This window comes from Rhizobium sp. YJ-22 (assembly GCF_029601685.1).
Classification (GTDB): Bacteria; Pseudomonadota; Alphaproteobacteria; order Rhizobiales; family Rhizobiaceae; genus Metarhizobium.
The window spans coordinates 281,733-296,252 of the sequence record NZ_JARRIR010000004.1; the positions used below are offsets into that span (position 1 = coordinate 281,733).

At 61.5% G+C, this 14,520-nt stretch carries 18 protein-coding genes and 2 tRNA genes; 3 read left to right on the plus strand and 17 right to left on the minus strand.

All coding sequences use genetic code 11. The features are described from left to right. Nucleotides 1-11 precede the first annotated feature (11 nt). The 10 genes from nuoG to P7F60_RS11935 form a co-directional block, all read right to left on the minus strand. Nucleotides 12-2,093, minus strand: a complete 2,082-nt coding sequence (gene nuoG / locus P7F60_RS11890) for an NADH-quinone oxidoreductase subunit NuoG (protein ID WP_277917937.1) — start codon at nucleotides 2,091-2,093, stop codon at nucleotides 12-14. 80 nt (nucleotides 2,094-2,173) lie between these two features. After that, entirely contained in the window at nucleotides 2,174-2,872 is a 699-nt protein-coding gene (locus tag P7F60_RS11895) for a 5' DNA nuclease (protein WP_277917938.1), read from the minus strand. Nucleotides 2,873-2,877: 5 nt separating this feature from the next. Continuing rightward, nucleotides 2,878-4,182, minus strand: coding sequence for an NADH-quinone oxidoreductase subunit NuoF (nuoF, locus tag P7F60_RS11900; protein ID WP_277918178.1), 1,305 nt, complete (start codon nucleotides 4,180-4,182; stop codon nucleotides 2,878-2,880). Between the two features lie 76 nt (nucleotides 4,183-4,258). Further along, a complete protein-coding gene (gene nuoE, locus P7F60_RS11905; protein WP_277917939.1) occupies nucleotides 4,259-5,083 on the minus strand; it encodes an NADH-quinone oxidoreductase subunit NuoE in 825 nt (274 codons plus the stop codon). A 17-nt stretch (nucleotides 5,084-5,100) separates the two neighbouring features. Next, entirely contained in the window at nucleotides 5,101-5,358 is a 258-nt protein-coding gene (locus P7F60_RS11910) for a hypothetical protein (RefSeq protein WP_277917940.1), read from the minus strand. Continuing rightward, a complete protein-coding gene (locus P7F60_RS11915; RefSeq protein WP_277917941.1) occupies nucleotides 5,358-6,548 on the minus strand; it encodes an NADH-quinone oxidoreductase subunit D in 1,191 nt (396 codons plus the stop codon). The genes P7F60_RS11910 and P7F60_RS11915 overlap by 1 nt, the downstream gene beginning before the upstream one ends. Nucleotides 6,549-6,707: 159 nt before the next feature. Beyond that, entirely contained in the window at nucleotides 6,708-7,310 is a 603-nt protein-coding gene (locus P7F60_RS11920) for an NADH-quinone oxidoreductase subunit C (protein ID WP_277917942.1), read from the minus strand. A gap of 19 nt (nucleotides 7,311-7,329) precedes the next feature. After that, nucleotides 7,330-7,911 carry an NADH-quinone oxidoreductase subunit B gene (locus tag P7F60_RS11925; protein ID WP_277917943.1) on the minus strand — a complete coding sequence of 194 codons (582 nt, stop codon included), beginning with the start codon at nucleotides 7,909-7,911 and terminating at the stop codon, nucleotides 7,330-7,332. Further along, nucleotides 7,902-8,267, minus strand: coding sequence for an NADH-quinone oxidoreductase subunit A (locus tag P7F60_RS11930; protein ID WP_277917944.1), 366 nt, complete (start codon nucleotides 8,265-8,267; stop codon nucleotides 7,902-7,904). Before P7F60_RS11930 ends, P7F60_RS11925 begins: the two co-directional genes overlap by 10 nt. A 313-nt stretch (nucleotides 8,268-8,580) precedes the next feature. Continuing rightward, nucleotides 8,581-8,657: transfer RNA gene (locus tag P7F60_RS11935), tRNA-Asp, on the minus strand. Between the two features lie 363 nt (nucleotides 8,658-9,020). Between P7F60_RS11935 and P7F60_RS11940 the strand changes: the two genes are divergently transcribed. The 3 genes from P7F60_RS11940 (at nucleotide 9,021) to P7F60_RS11950 (ending at nucleotide 9,701) form a co-directional block, all read left to right on the plus strand. Further along, nucleotides 9,021-9,096 (plus strand) — tRNA-Val (locus P7F60_RS11940). Nucleotides 9,097-9,249: 153 nt separating this feature from the next. Continuing rightward, nucleotides 9,250-9,492, plus strand: a complete 243-nt coding sequence (locus P7F60_RS11945; RefSeq protein ID WP_277917945.1) for a hypothetical protein — start codon at nucleotides 9,250-9,252, stop codon at nucleotides 9,490-9,492. Nucleotides 9,493-9,500: 8 nt separating this feature from the next. Beyond that, a complete protein-coding gene (locus P7F60_RS11950; RefSeq protein ID WP_277917946.1) occupies nucleotides 9,501-9,701 on the plus strand; it encodes a hypothetical protein in 201 nt (66 codons plus the stop codon). A 175-nt stretch (nucleotides 9,702-9,876) separates the two neighbouring features. Here the strand turns inward: P7F60_RS11950 and P7F60_RS11955 are convergent, their stop codons facing one another. From P7F60_RS11955 to P7F60_RS11985, 7 genes are all read right to left on the minus strand, one after another. Beyond that, the gene (locus P7F60_RS11955; protein WP_277917947.1) at nucleotides 9,877-10,311 is read right to left on the minus strand and encodes a DUF1515 domain-containing protein; all 435 of its coding nucleotides are present in this window, start codon (nucleotides 10,309-10,311) and stop codon (nucleotides 9,877-9,879) included. 35 nt (nucleotides 10,312-10,346) lie between these two features. After that, nucleotides 10,347-10,568: a hypothetical protein gene (locus P7F60_RS11960; protein WP_277917948.1), complete on the minus strand. Its 222-nt coding sequence runs from the start codon at nucleotides 10,566-10,568 to the stop codon at nucleotides 10,347-10,349. After that, nucleotides 10,561-10,875, minus strand: a complete 315-nt coding sequence (locus P7F60_RS11965) for a cell wall anchor protein (RefSeq protein WP_277917949.1) — start codon at nucleotides 10,873-10,875, stop codon at nucleotides 10,561-10,563. The genes P7F60_RS11960 and P7F60_RS11965 overlap by 8 nt, the downstream gene beginning before the upstream one ends. A gap of 30 nt (nucleotides 10,876-10,905) precedes the next feature. Continuing rightward, complete coding sequence (locus P7F60_RS11970) at nucleotides 10,906-11,607, minus strand: peptidoglycan-binding protein (protein WP_277917950.1); 702 nt, start codon at nucleotides 11,605-11,607, stop codon at nucleotides 10,906-10,908. Nucleotides 11,608-12,510: 903 nt separating this feature from the next. Further along, nucleotides 12,511-12,975 carry a hypothetical protein gene (locus P7F60_RS11975; RefSeq protein WP_277917951.1) on the minus strand — a complete coding sequence of 155 codons (465 nt, stop codon included), beginning with the start codon at nucleotides 12,973-12,975 and terminating at the stop codon, nucleotides 12,511-12,513. Continuing rightward, a complete protein-coding gene (locus P7F60_RS11980; protein ID WP_277917952.1) occupies nucleotides 12,972-14,210 on the minus strand; it encodes a hypothetical protein in 1,239 nt (412 codons plus the stop codon). Before P7F60_RS11980 ends, P7F60_RS11975 begins: the two co-directional genes overlap by 4 nt. Next, nucleotides 14,207-14,509 carry a hypothetical protein gene (locus P7F60_RS11985; RefSeq protein ID WP_277917953.1) on the minus strand — a complete coding sequence of 101 codons (303 nt, stop codon included), beginning with the start codon at nucleotides 14,507-14,509 and terminating at the stop codon, nucleotides 14,207-14,209. Before P7F60_RS11985 ends, P7F60_RS11980 begins: the two co-directional genes overlap by 4 nt. Between the last annotated feature and the right edge of the window lie 11 nt (nucleotides 14,510-14,520).

Sequence of the window (14,520 nt, forward strand, 5' to 3'; positions counted from 1 at the left end):
GGTCCCTGCCCTTACTCTGCCGCGACTTTGAAATTGTTGCGGGCGAGCGCCGAGCATTCGGCCATCACGGCCGACGCACGCGCGATCGGGTTCGTCAAATAGAAGTCTTTGACGGTCGACGCAAACCCGGATTTCGCAATGTTCCCGCCTTTTTGCGCAAGGGCTGCAATTGCGGCCGAATCCGCCGGTGCGATCTCGTCGATCGCGCCAAAATGCGGGTGATCGGCATAAAGTTTCGCGCGCAATTGCGACAACGAATCAAAGGGAAGCTTCTTGCCGAGCACATCCGACAGGGCGCGCAGGATGGCCCAGTCCTCGCGGGCATCGCCCGGCGCGAAGCCGGCGCGGTTGCCCATCTGGACGCGGCCTTCGGTGTTGACCCAGGTGCCGGACTTTTCGGTGTAGGCAGCGCCCGGCAGGATGACGTCGGCGCCATGGGCGCCGGCATCGCCGTGCGAGCCGATATAGACGGTGAATTTTGCGGCCTTGGCCGAGAAATCCAGTTCGTCGGCGCCGAGCAGGAACAGCACGTCCATCGAGGCCAGCATGCCGGCCGCATCGACGCCGTTTGCGCCCGGCACGAAGCCGAGGTCGAGGCCGCCGACGCGCGAGGCGGCGGTGTGCAGCACGGCCAGACCGTTCCACTCGTCGCTGATCGCGCCGACCGAAACGGCAAGGGCTGCGACCTGCGACAGGACGGCAGCGCCATCGGCACGGGCAAGCGCGCCCTGGCCGACAATGATCAGCGGGTTCTTGGCGGCGCGCAGCTTCTCGATGAAGGAGTGGTTGCCGGCGGCAAGATCGGCGAGCGTATCGGTGCCGGCGCCGAGGTAATCGTAGTCGTAACGCAGTTCGCCGGCTTCGCCGATCACGCCGATCGGGAAACCGCCGCGACGCCAGCGCTTGCGGATGCGGGCGTTGAGAACGGCGGCTTCGTAGCGCGGGTTGGCGCCGACGATCAGCAGGGCGTCAGCCGCTTCGATGCCTTCGATGGTTGGATTAAAGAGGTAGCTGGCGCGGCCGAGCGACGGGTCGAGCGCGGCACCGTCCTGACGGCAATCGAGATTTTCCGAGCCGAGGGACTTGATCAGCGCCGAGAGCGCATACATCTCTTCGACGGAAGCGAGATCGCCGGCGATGGCGCCGATCTTGTTGCCGGAAGTCGCTGAAACGGCGGCCTTGATGGCGGCGAAGGCTTCGCCCCAGGTCGCGGCCTGCAAACGGCCGTCACGGCGAACGTAAGGCCGGTCGAGGCGTTGCGTCTTGAGGCCGTCCCAGATGAAGCGGGTCTTGTCGGAGATCCACTCTTCGTTGATCGCCTCGTTGACGCGGGGCAGGATGCGCATGACTTCGCGGCCACGCGTATCGACGCGGATGGCGGAGCCGAGCGCGTCCATCACGTCAATGGATTCGGTCTTGTTCAGCTCCCACGGACGGGCAGTGAAGGCGAAGGGCTTGGAGGTCAGCGCGCCGACCGGGCAAAGATCGACGACGTTCCCCTGCAGTTCGGAGGTCATCGCCTGTTCGAGATAGGTGGTGATTTCGGCATCCTCGCCGCGGCCGATCAGGCCGAGTTCGGCAACGCCGCCAACTTCCGTGCTGAAACGGACGCAGCGCGTGCAGTGGATGCAGCGGTTCATCACCGTCTTGACCAGCGGGCCGATATACTTGTCCTCGACGGCGCGCTTGTCTTCGTGATAGCGCGAGGTGTCGATGCCAAAAGCCATGGCCTGGTCCTGCAGGTCGCATTCACCGCCCTGGTCGCAGATCGGACAATCCAGCGGGTGGTTGATCAGCAGGAATTCCATCACGCCTTCGCGGGCCTTCTTGACCATCGGCGTATTGGTGAAGATTTCCGGCAATTCGCCGTTCGGGCCGCCGCGCACGTCGCGCACGCCCATGGCGCAGGAGGCAGCCGGCTTGGGCGGGCCGCCCTTGACCTCGATCAGACACATGCGGCAATTGCCGGCGACCGACAAGCGCTCGTGAAAACAAAAGCGCGGAACTTCGGCCCCGGCTTCCTCGCACGCCTGAAGCAGCGTGAAATGATCCGGTACCTCGATCTCTTTGCCGTCTACTTTTAGCTTCGCCATCGTACTTATGTCCTGTTTCCGTCCACTCGCGCGGACGCCGCACATTTCATCGTTCTGCTCGCCCGGTCACGGGCGAAAAATCACTTTTTAGCCTTGCGGCCGCCGGTCAGGGCTTTTGCTTGCCCGACCCAGTCGTCCCGGCCGATGCGGCCGTCAAAGCCGAGTTCGGCATCGATGCGCCTGACATCCTCGTCGCTCCAGGCCGCGATATCGGCGAAGCGATTAATGCCCTTGCCGTTTAACACCTGTTCCAGCTTAGGACCGATGCCCGAAAGCTGCTTGAGGTCGTCCTTGACGGCGCGCGCCTTGCGAACCGGCGCGGCCGGTGCCTCGACCACGGGAGCCGGAGCCGCGCGTTGGACCGGAGCCTTCGGCGCGGCGGGCTTTGCCGCCGGTTCCTTGGTCACGACGACCTTCGGCTTGGCCTTGGCAACGGGTGCCTTGGAGATCGTTGCCTTGGCGACCCTCACCGGTTCGACGACCGGTTCGGGAGCAGCGGCAACCACCGGCGCTTCGACAAAGGGGGTAACGGCCGGTTCGGCCGGCTTGTTCACAACAGGCGCAGCTTCGGCCGGAGCCTTGGTCTCGCTCCTCGCCCCGCCCAGCGCAGCCTCGAAGAAGCCGAGCATGGTGTTGGCGAGCTGGCGCTGGAAATCAAGGCCAGCCGCTGCCGCTGCCGCGAAGGCCGACGCCGAATGCAGGAACGGATTGACGGGTGCGGCAGCCTTGTGGGCCGGAGCGCCCTCCCCCTTCTGGTGCTTGTCGGCGGGACCGGTCATCGGGCTTACTCCGCGGCCTGCATCACGGCGCCGTGCGACGTCGCGTTGCGGGTGAATTCATCGATGCGCTTTTCCATTTCGGGACGGAAATTGCGGATCAGACCCTGGATCGGCCAGGCGGCCGCGTCACCGAGCGCGCAGATAGTGTGGCCTTCGATCTGCTTGGAGACCTGGAACAGCATGTCGATTTCGCGCTTCTGGGCATTGCCCTTGACCATGCGCTCCATGACGCGCCACATCCAGCCGGTGCCTTCGCGGCACGGCGTGCACTGGCCGCAGCTCTCATGCTTGAAGAAGGCCGCCAGGCGGGCAATTGCCTTGATGATGTCGGTCGAGCGATCCATGACGATCACCGCAGCCGTTCCGAAGGAAGATTTCACCTCGCGCAGGCCGTCGAAATCCATCGGACAATCGATGATGTCCTCCGCCTTGACCACCGGGCAGGACGCGCCGCCGGGGATGACCGCCAGCAGGTTGTCCCAACCGCCGCGAATGCCGCCGGCATGGCGCTCGATCAATTCACGGAAGGAAATGCCCATGGCTTCCTCGACCGTGCAAGGCTTGTTCACATGACCCGAGATCATGAACAGCTTGGTGCCGACATTGTTCGGGCGGCCGATGGCCGAGAACCAGCCGGCGCCACGGCGCAGGATGGTCGGGGCAACGGCGATGGATTCGACGTTGTTGACGGTCGTCGGGCAGCCGTAGAGACCCATATTGGCCGGGAACGGCGGCTTCAGGCGCGGCTGGCCCTTCTTGCCTTCTAGGCTTTCGAGCAGCGCAGTCTCTTCGCCGCAGATATAGGCGCCGGCGCCGTGATGAACGTAAATGTTCATGTCCCAGCCGAGCTTGTTGTTCTTGCCGAGCAGGCCAGCGTCATAGCATTCGTCGATGGCCGCCTGAAGCGCCTCGCGCTCGCGCATGTACTCGCCGCGCACATAGATATAGGCCGCATGGGCGCCCATGGCGAAGGAGGCGATGACGCAGCCTTCGATCAGCGTATGCGGATCGTGGCGCATGATTTCGCGGTCCTTGCAGGTGCCGGGCTCCGATTCGTCGGCATTGACGACGAGGTAATGCGGGCGGCCGTCGCTTTCCTTCGGCATGAAGGACCACTTCAGGCCGGTGGGGAAGCCGGCGCCGCCGCGACCGCGCAGGCCGGACGCCTTCATCTCGTCGATGATCCAGTCCCGGCCCTTTTCGAGAATCTGCTTGGTGCCGTCCCACTGACCACGGCTCATGGCGCCTTTCAGCGACTTGTCCTTGAGGCCGTAGATATTGGTAAAGATGCGATCCTGATCTTTCAACATCATCTATTCCACAAGTTTGCCAGCGTCAGCTGTTCGTTCGTTAGCATAAGGCAGTCGGGTGCGCTTTGAAAATCGATCATGACTTGCCGCTTTCCGGCGCTGGCTTTTCGCCTTCGGCCGTGCCCGCCGCTGCCTTCGCATTCGCTTCCGCAGCGGCTGGCGCCGTTGCCGGCGTCTTCAAGGTCGGATTGGTTTCGTCGGCTGCCGTCTTGGCGCGCGCGGCGTTCGACGGGGGCACACTGGCGCCCTCGCCTTCAGCGTTTCCCGACGCAGTGCCGCCCACGCTCGCCTCGTCTCCGAGCAGCGTCGTCGGGCCGCCGGCGGGGGCGGAGAACCAGCGGTCGATCTGCGGGCCGGTCTTGACCTCGGCGCCGCGGCCTGCCTCGAACTCGTCGATGATCTGTTCCAGACGCTCGGGCGTCAGGTCTTCATAGGCATCCTTGAAGATGATGACCATCGGCGCGTTGACGCAGGCGCCCTGACATTCCACCTCTTCCCAGGAGAGCGTGCCGCCCTCATTGAGATGGAAGGGATCCTTGTGGATCTTGCGCTTGCAGACGTCCATCAGCTCTTCCGAGCCGCGCAGCATGCAGGGCGTCGTGCCGCAGACCTGGATATGGGCACGCGTCCCGACCGGCTTCAGCTGGAACTGCGTGTAGAATGTCGCCACTTCGAGAACGCGGATATAGGGCATGTCGAGCATGCGCGCCACCGACTCGATACAGGCGCGCGTCACCCAGCCGTCCTGCTCCTGCGCCCGCATCAGCAACGGGATGACGGCGGATTGCTGCCGCCCCTCCGGATATTTCCGGATAGTGGCTTCTGCCCAGATCGCGTTCTGCTCATTGAAAGCAAAACTTGCGGGTTGGACGTTCTCTTCGGCAAGTCGACGAACGGACATTCTTCCTCACGCCTATCTCAGTTTATGGTTCCACACCGCGTCTTCGTCAGGGAGGCGAATTCGCAGGCATAGGCCGACTGGTCTTTCTGCATAAACACGATGATCTTGCTGCCGTTGGGAACGGCAGCGCGAATTTCATAACCGGCAGCCAGAAGCTGCGCCATGCTGGCGACATCGCCCGCCGAGCTGCCCGAGCCGTCTGCCTGCGGCTGCGTCTGGGCAGCGGCAGAGCCGGCGGCAAGAAGGGCGGCGGTCAGGGCGAGCGCCAGGCGCATCAGCGGTCCACCTCGCCGAACACGATATCCAGCGAACCCAGCACCGCCGAGACGTCGGCGAGCTGATGGCCACGGCACATGAAGTCCATGGCCTGCAGATGCGCATAGCCGGGGGCGCGGATCTTGCAGCGATACGGCTTGTTGGAACCGTCGGAGACGAGGAAGACGCCGAATTCGCCCTTCGGCGCCTCGACAGCCGCGTAAACCTCACCGGCCGGCACGTGATAGCCTTCGGTGTAGAGCTTGAAGTGGTGGATCAGCGCTTCCATCGAACGCTTCATCTGGCCACGCTTCGGCGGCACGACCTTGCCGTCCAGCGACGAGACCGGACCGGTGCGGGCATCGCCGAGCAGACGATTGACGCACTGGCGCATGATCTTGGCCGATTCGCGCATTTCGATCATGCGGATCAGGTAACGGTCGTAGCAGTCGCCGTTCTTGCCGATCGGAATGTCGAAATCGAGCTCGGAATAGCATTCATAGGGCTGCGAGCGGCGCAGATCCCAGGCAGCGCCCGAACCGCGCACCATGACGCCCGAGAAACCCCAGGCCCAGGCATCTTCCAGCGACACAACGCCGATATCGACGTTGCGCTGCTTGAAGATGCGGTTGTCGGTCAGCAGTTCGTCGATATCGTCGACGGTCTTCAGGAAGGGATCGATCCACTTGCCGATGTCTTCCACCAGTTCCGCCGGCAAATCCTGATGGACGCCGCCGGGACGCACGAAGGCGGCGTGCATGCGCGAGCCGGAGGCGCGCTCATAGAACACCATCAACTTCTCGCGCTCTTCGAAGCCCCAGAGCGGCGGCGTCAACGCACCGACGTCCATCGCCTGCGTGGTGACGTTCAGCAGATGCGACAGGATACGGCCGATTTCCGAATAGAGAACGCGGATCAGCTGACCGCGAATCGGAATTTCGAGGCCGAGGAGCTTTTCCACCGCCAGCGAATAGGCATGTTCCTGGTTCATCGGCGCGACATAGTCGAGACGGTCGAAATAGGGCAGCGCCTGCAGATAGGTCTTGGTTTCGATCAGCTTTTCGGTTCCGCGATGCAAGAGGCCGATATGCGGATCGACGCGCTCGACGATTTCGCCGTCCAGCTCCAGCACGAGACGCAAAACGCCGTGCGCAGCCGGATGCTGCGGTCCGAAATTGATATTGAAATTGCGGACATTGTGTTCGGTCATCGCCATGCTCGCATGTTTGAGTCGCTATGGAAGTCCGGACAGTGAAACGTCGTCATCTCGATTGTCCTCATTCACAACCTTGGCGGCACCTGTTACGCCGAACGGGCGCCATGTACAATCGGCATTCCGCCGGCGACCGCGAGGCCACCGGCGCCGGGATCAGGCCTTCGCCTTCTCGTCACCCGGCAGCACGTAGTCCGTGCCTTCCCAGGGGCTGAGGAAGTCGAAGTTGCGGAATTCCTGCTTCAGCTCGACAGGCTCATAGACCACGCGCTTCTGGGCGTCGTCGTAGCGAACCTCAACGAAACCGGTCGTCGGAAAGTCCTTGCGCAGCGGATGGCCCTCGAAACCGTAATCCGTGAGGATGCGGCGCAGATCCGGATGGCCGGTGAACAGGATGCCGTACATGTCCCAGGCTTCGCGCTCGAACCAGTCGGCGCCCGGATAGACCGATGTCGCCGAGGGCACCGGCTCGTCTTCCGAAGTCGCCACCTTGATGCGGATGCGCAGGTTCTGTTTCGGTGACAGCAGGTGATAAACCACATCGAAACGCTCAGCGCGCTGCGGCCAGTCGACGCCACAGATATCGACCATGTTGACGAAGCCGCAGCGGGCATCGTCACGCAGGAAGGTCAGAAGCGGGATCAGGTTCTCGCCGGTCGCCGTCAGCGTCAGTTCGCCGTAACGGATCTCTGAACCCGCGATCAGCGCGCCGCGGGTCTCCGCGAGGTAGGTAGCAAGCTCGTTCAAGGCTTCGCTCATTGTCGTCGTCCTCTAACGCTTACCGCTCGATCGTACCCGTCCGGCGAATCTTCTTCTGCAGCAGGAGCACGCCGTAAAGCAGCGCTTCCGCCGTGGGGGGACAGCCGGGAACGTAGATATCGATGGGAACGATGCGGTCGCAGCCACGCACGACCGAATAGGAATAGTGGTAATAGCCACCGCCATTGGCGCAGGAGCCCATGGAGATGACATAACGCGGCTCGGGCATCTGGTCATAGACCTTGCGCAGCGCCGGGGCCATCTTGTTGGTCAAGGTGCCGGCGACGATCATCACGTCCGACTGGCGCGGCGAAGCGCGCGGCGCGAAGCCAAAGCGCTCGACGTCGTAACGCGGCATGGAGACCTGCATCATCTCGACCGCGCAGCAGGCGAGACCGAAGGTCATCCACATCAGCGAGCCGGTGCGCGCCCAGGTGATCAGCTCGTCGGTGGAGGTGACGAGAAAACCCTTGTCGGCGAGCTCGTTGTTGATCTCGCCGAAGAACGGATCGTTGGCGCCGATCGGCTTGCCGGTATTGGGGTCGAGAATGCCCTTCGGCTGCGGCGCGACGAGCGTGTTCCCTTGTTGGATCACTCCCATTCCAGCGCTCCTTTCTTCCATTCGTAGATAAAGCCGATGGTGAGCACGAAGAGGAAAACCATCATGGACCAGAAGCCGAACCAGCCGAGATCGCCGAAGGAAACGGCCCAGGGAAACAGGAACGCCACTTCGAGGTCGAAGATGATGAACAGGATCGACACCAGGTAGAAGCGGATGTCGAATTTCATGCGCGCGTCGTCAAAGGCATTGAAGCCGCACTCATAGGCGGAAAGCTTTTCCGAGTCGGGCGCCTTGTAGGCGACGGCGAAAGGCGCGATCAGCAGCGCCAGCCCGATCACCAGCGCGATACCGATGAAAATCGCAATCGGGAGATAGGAACTGAGAAGTTCGGTCATCATAGTCATCCATGCTTGTCGCGAATGCCGGGCGACATCCGTGGCGATCAGCCAGCAAGCCGAAAGAGCGTTGCAACGAGCCGTGGTTAGCGCAGCCCGCGCCTTCATGCAAGTCATGGACCATGAATTCGACAGGCCGCGCGGGACTTTCTGACCCCGCGAAAACCGCAGCCGAGGAAAGCATCGCGAATCGGCAAAAGCAAGCGGAAAAGCCTTGAATGTCACAGTCTTGCAGGGCACTATGCACGCCCCGCGGAAGTCCCGACCCGAGAGAGGCGACACTCTGTCGCAATCCAGCCATGCAAAGAAGAAATGGCGCGAGTGACGGGGCTCGAACCCGCGACCTCCGGCGTGACAGGCCGGCACTCTAACCGACTGAGCTACACCCGCATCCTTCCAAACAGGGAAGCATTTCCCCGACCGGGCGACGTTGCCGTCCGATGAGCGGCTTCCTAAGGGGTTCGGCCGGAGGTGTCAAGCGGCTTCGAAGACAATTCCATGACATCGGAAATTTTCTTGGACGCCGCCCCTCGAACGCGGGGGCGAAGCGCCCTTCTTGGCGCGCCACGCATATCGGTTCGCCGGCCACTGTGGATGAAAGCCTCGGGATTTCCACAGCTTGCCCACTTCTCTTCTCCATGGGGCCGCCTTTCCAAAAAAAAACGCAAAACTTTCAAAAAGCCTCTTGCGGTTTGCGAATGATCCGAATACATCACGGCCACCGACGCGGCGGACATGCTCCGAACCGCAGGCGGGCGATTAGCTCAGTTGGTAGAGCGCCTCGTTTACACCGAGGATGTCGGGAGTTCGAGTCTCTCATCGCCCACCAAACACCTTCCATAATTTGCGTTTCAAGGCCCTGCAACAGCGGGGCTTTTGTCGTTTTGGGCCTATCGAAAAATCCCTCACCTACCCCCTTTCAGCCCCCATTGATTCGCTTATGTAACTCGCCACGGTTCCCTCACCTTTTTCGGAGGTTTTCATGAGCACCAAGGGCAAACTAATCGTGCTGGCTGCATTCAATAAAAATGATGAGGGGGATTTGGTGCCAGCCTTCGATCCGCGTCAGGTTGATTCGGAGGAGCGAGCGAAGCGCGAGGCCCGGATGATGGCCGAAAAATATGCAGGCGTCGTCGCCTGGAGCCGTGAGGCTGACCCGGCTATCGGTGAATATGGACCGCCGGTCGTGCTGTTTCAGGCTGGCGAGATACCGGACTTGGAATAGGATCGTCGATGAGCAAGAAACAATTGATGGCTGAGATTGAGCATCGCCTGAACGGCGTCTCGCCCAACTCCGATGGCGTTCGCGTTGTCAGCGTTGGGAAGACGTCTCTGGAGGTCGCCTTAAAGTTCGGCAACGTCGCGAGCCGAGACGAAATTGCACAGAGCATTCGAAGCAAGTGCGACGAGAAAGGCATCGTGCCCAACGATTGACCGGCGAGTAGGCGTTTCATCCTACTTTCCCGTCGAAAGAATCAACATGTCTAAACTGATTGAAGCGCCGGGCGCATTCCGATAGTTTCAACACGTCGGTGCTTCCACTGCGCCGACATCCCCCACCCCTGCTGCACCACCCCGGCAGCAGGGGATTTTCTTGTACTGAGACCTTCTACGGTATCCTCAGCCAGTGCCGCACCGCCTGCACTGCAGTCTCCCCGAACCACGCCAACATGCCCCCGACCGTCAGACCGGCGAACGCAATTGCTCCCGCAATGCCGGCTCCGATGGTCTTCATGCGCTTCATGTCCTCGATAATCGGAGAGGCTTCATCCTGGTTCTTCTTCACGGTCTCCTCCAGCGCAATGAGCCGGTCACGTATCTGCCCGTCGATCTGGCCATGGATCGAGACCGTTTCGTCAAGGTGGGCGATTTGGGCCGCTTGCTCGTCAAGACGGCGGTGGATGACCGCCCGGCTTTCCCGAGCGGCCGCTTTCTCATCCCGGAAGTCTTCCCGGATTTGTCCCAGATTTTCCTTCACGTCCAGCATGCCCTGTTCGAGCCTGCCGAGGACGCGCACGATTTGCGTCTCTTCGCTTTCCGCCATCCGCCCAACCTTGCCTTATGCGCATCGCCGTGCCGTCATCGCTCGACGGGCGGTTGGACCTTGAACAGGCCGGTCAGCCCGTCGCGTGTGATGTTCAGGGCGAGCTTGATGATCTTGTCCGCAAGCAGGAAGCCGCCGGCAACCGTGGCGGCCGTGGCTGGGTCGAGCCCGAGCGTGGTCCAGTCGAAAGCGATCAGCGCGCCGACAATGAGCCCGATCAGGTTCAGGACGTTGTGAAATGCGTTGGCGTTAAGCATGGGTCTTTGCCTCCTTGAGGGCGATTGCGACGGTCGCGTATGCCGTCGCCACGAGGACGAGAGCGTTGGCCGCGGTGACGTTGGACGGGTCGGCGCAGATGACGCGCACGCCGGCATAGGCTGCGGCTTCCTTGTCGATGGTGGATTGCTTGACCGAGCCGGACAGGGCCAGTGCCGCGAAAGCGAGGTGACCGGTATCGAGAGCCTGGCAGGCGGTGGCCAGGTTCTTCTGGAATGACGGGTCGCCGGTCGTGGTGCAGGACGGCAGCAGAAGGCATGCCGCCGCGATGAGAGGCAGGGTGCGCATGGTGGTCTCCGATGTTTGAGGGGGCGCCTGTCAGGCTTCGTCGGTGGTTTCTTTCAGGCCGGCGCCATCGCTGACGACGGTATGCTCGCCGATATCGATCGCGGTCAGAGGCCAGCGGGAGCCGTTCGGCCTCAGGCGGGTCTTGGCGATCCGCGAGACGTTGATGCTGTCAGCCTGATTGCCCCCGAGGACGTGATAGTGCGTGGTGTCCTCGCCGACATAAAAGCCGACATGACCGGTCCACGATGCCGGCGATCCGCGCCAGAAGACGAGGACGGCGCCCTTGCGCGGCGTCACGGGCTTGCCGAACGCCAGCCAGTTGACTGCGCCATAGGGATTGTTCGGAAGGGCTTCGTCCGGCAGGGCCAGAGCAATGCAGGTTTCCACGAAATCGCCGCACCAGGCCACCTGAGCCGGATCGCCGACCGTTCCGCCGTCCGACTTGAGAAACGCTCTCAGCGCCGCGTTGTCGCGCTTTTCGTGCAGGCCCTTCTTCCTCTCCGCGATATCGAGCCATGGCGTTGCATCGGGGCTGTCGGCCGGTGACTGAAGCGCTCCGCCGAACAGCGCCCGGAGGGTCTTCGGCCCGGCGATGCCGTCCACCTGGAGATGACTGGCGGTCTGGAATGCCTTGATGGCGGCAATGGTGCGCCGGCCGCGGATGCCGTCGGCAGCACCGACGTCATAGCCGAGCGCGATCAAGCGCCGCTGCAAATCTTGCACGGTCGTCATGGTGTCGTTTCCTTATGAAATTAGTAGAAGCGTTCGGGGAACTTTCAGCTTCGCTGCGAGTTGAACGGGCGCCACTCCATTTGGCGTCCCTGTGTGTTCCCCGACTCGCCCGGTACTGAGATGCCGGGCCTTCTTTTTTTACGGGAATGAAATTTGCATCGAACGCCGATGCAGGGTCGGGGCCATGTATTTGTCCTAACGGGTTATTTCTCACAGTCGACAAGGCGCGGTGAAACATTCAGCTTGCCGCTGTCGGATGATCCGACTCAAAAAAGGAAAGCATGATGGCTTACGAGTGGGACTGCGAACGAGCACGACGCTCTTACTTGATGAAGGTTGGCTTTGCGGCGGTCGCGGCCGTAGTCACCGCAGGTTTCCCGGTCTGGATTGTCGTCAAAGCGATGGGCTGAAAGACTGGCACAGCTTGACGATCAATTTTTGCCTTAAATTTTGGTATTGCCTCGAAAATAGACAGCCTTTATCGCCTTAGTGTCGCGATGGTTGGATCGGTTCCCCACGCGGTGCGGGAGCAGGCTTTTGGTCCCCCAAAGGCCTGCCCCCGCTTTTTTTATGGATGCGAACATCAGCCTCACGCAAGCTTCATAGGCTGAATATTCAGCATGACGTATGATTGGACAGGCGCTCAAACGCGCCGCTCGCACATTTTGAAATCGGCTATTGCGGTCGCTGCAGTCAGTGACATCCTGATTTTCATCATGGCCGCAGTGAGTACCACAGGTTCGCTGTTCGTCTGGTAACGCCGGAAGGCAATTGATGTCGGCCATTGGCGTGATCGTACAAGATCGGTCACGCCCTTGCTTTCAACACACTCTCCGTTAATTGTGCCAAAGCCAACGGCCGGGGCCGCCTACCCCTACGCTTTTTAGCGTGGCGGCCCTGTTTCTAGAGCGTGGCGGCGAAGCGCCAGAAGTCGTCAGCCTGTTCGCTGGTCCAGCCGTAAAGGCCACGGATCAGGTCAGCGATAGGGTGCTGGCGCTCATATCGGGTCGCGCCACGGATCAGCATACGCGCCGGAAAGCGCTGCTCCTGCGGGAGCTGGTCAATTAGCGCGTCCATGGCCGGCGGGATGATGCCGGGACCAACCGCGTCGAGAGCTTCGGCCTCGGTGATCTCGCCGCGATAAGCCAATGCCTGGAAAAACTGGCGGTCGGAAATGTCTTCGATCTGCGCCGGCTGCGGCTCTTGCGGGACTTCGATCCACTGGCCGTTTTCGTAGCGATGACCGATGACGGTTTCCGGCGCCTCGTCGGCCAGCAGAACCATATTCGGAGCATCGACCTCACCCGAAAGATCGGAAATAGCCACACAGACCGAGCCAGAACTAAGTTGGGCGTATCGATAGGTCATGCGTTGAACTCCGTGATTGTCCAGCGCCCAGACAGTGCCGTCATTGCGGAGCCCGCAGCAGATTTCCCGCTAATTCTAAGATTTGTTGCGCTCGTCATTCGTAACGTCGCAATGCATCCGCTGCCCGATGTGCCGAACTGCGCCTGCGCAGCAGCAGCATTGTTCCCGAAGCTGCCATCGAAATCGATAAAACACTTGCTGGGGTCTACAGAGGAAACCGTGACGTCAAGATAGACAGCGTCCTCTCCTGTGCCGGTGGAAAGTGTTGTTGAGCTAACGAACCCAGACTGCATGGACTTGATCACGCTCCCGCCTCCTGCTTGCGAAATATAGGCTGACCCATTCCAGACAATCGTGTCTCCGGTCGCGGGAGAGAGGGCTGCAATGTTTGAAAGCTTGGCGTTCTGCGCTTGAACATTGGTTCCGATAACAAGGCCCAGCAGCGTCCGCATGACTGCATAATCTGCCGCCGTAATGAGAGACCGCCCGTTCGCAGAGGCGTTGGTAATGTCCGCTGCTGTGATGGCCAGAGCCGTCTTGAGCGCGCTCGCGCTGATCGCTCCAGTCAGCCCCGCCACTGACAGGACCAAGTCTGTCGGCGTCAGCATTTCCTTCCAATCCGCCAGCGTGCCGGGATTGTTCGTTGCCAGGATGAACGTCTTGTTGAGATCAGTGCGGATCGCAACATCGCCCATCTGCGCCGACAGGGCGAGCATTGCCGCCTGGCTTGGGACGACGAATGGTTCGGTAATGGCAATCGCTGGCAGGATCGACGTGTCGAGCTTGCCAGCGTCGTCCAGCACCGGGATGTTGCCGGCGGATGTTCCCTTCACCAGAGACAGCAGCGTGCGCATCGCCGAATAATCGGCGGCGGTCAGGATCGATTGGCCATTAGCCGATGCGTCGGAAATCTGAGATGCGGTGTGGGTGTGGACGGCGGCGGCGAAGTCTGCAGCGTCCTCCAACGCAGCCGAGCCGAAGTCCGGCTTCCCGGTAACGTCGGCCCAAGGGATTTGCGCGCCAGGCTGGAGAGCCGTCGATGCCAATAGCCCTTGCGCAGCCGTTGCGAAGGACGACGCTGAAAAGCCGCCGTCCCGTATCTTCTTCCCGTCCGCGCCATCGAACGCGGCAAAATTGCCATCGGCGGCGGCATCTGGTCCGGTCACATTCCCCGAGCCGCCTCCGTCCCCGCCGGCCTTCGGGAAGACGCCGGTTGCAAGCGCCGGGCCGGTCATGCAGGCATCCCCGCAATGAACTCACCCGGCTTGCAGCCGATATCCTCGATCACCCCTGCCTGGATCAGAATGCGAGGGTCTTGAGCCGGATTGGGATCGAGACCAATTGCCACCCACCAGTCGGCGTCAGACTTGAACCGAATGACCGGCTTTTCGCTTGATGCGCCGCTTGTGGTCACGCCAGTCGAGGTGAGCGTTTCCGACCAAACGACCTCCCCGAAGATTGGCTGACGGGTAAAAGTGTTCGTCGTGTCGCTCACATAAGAACCACACGCGATATGAAGACCAGTAAATGCCATGGGAATATCCT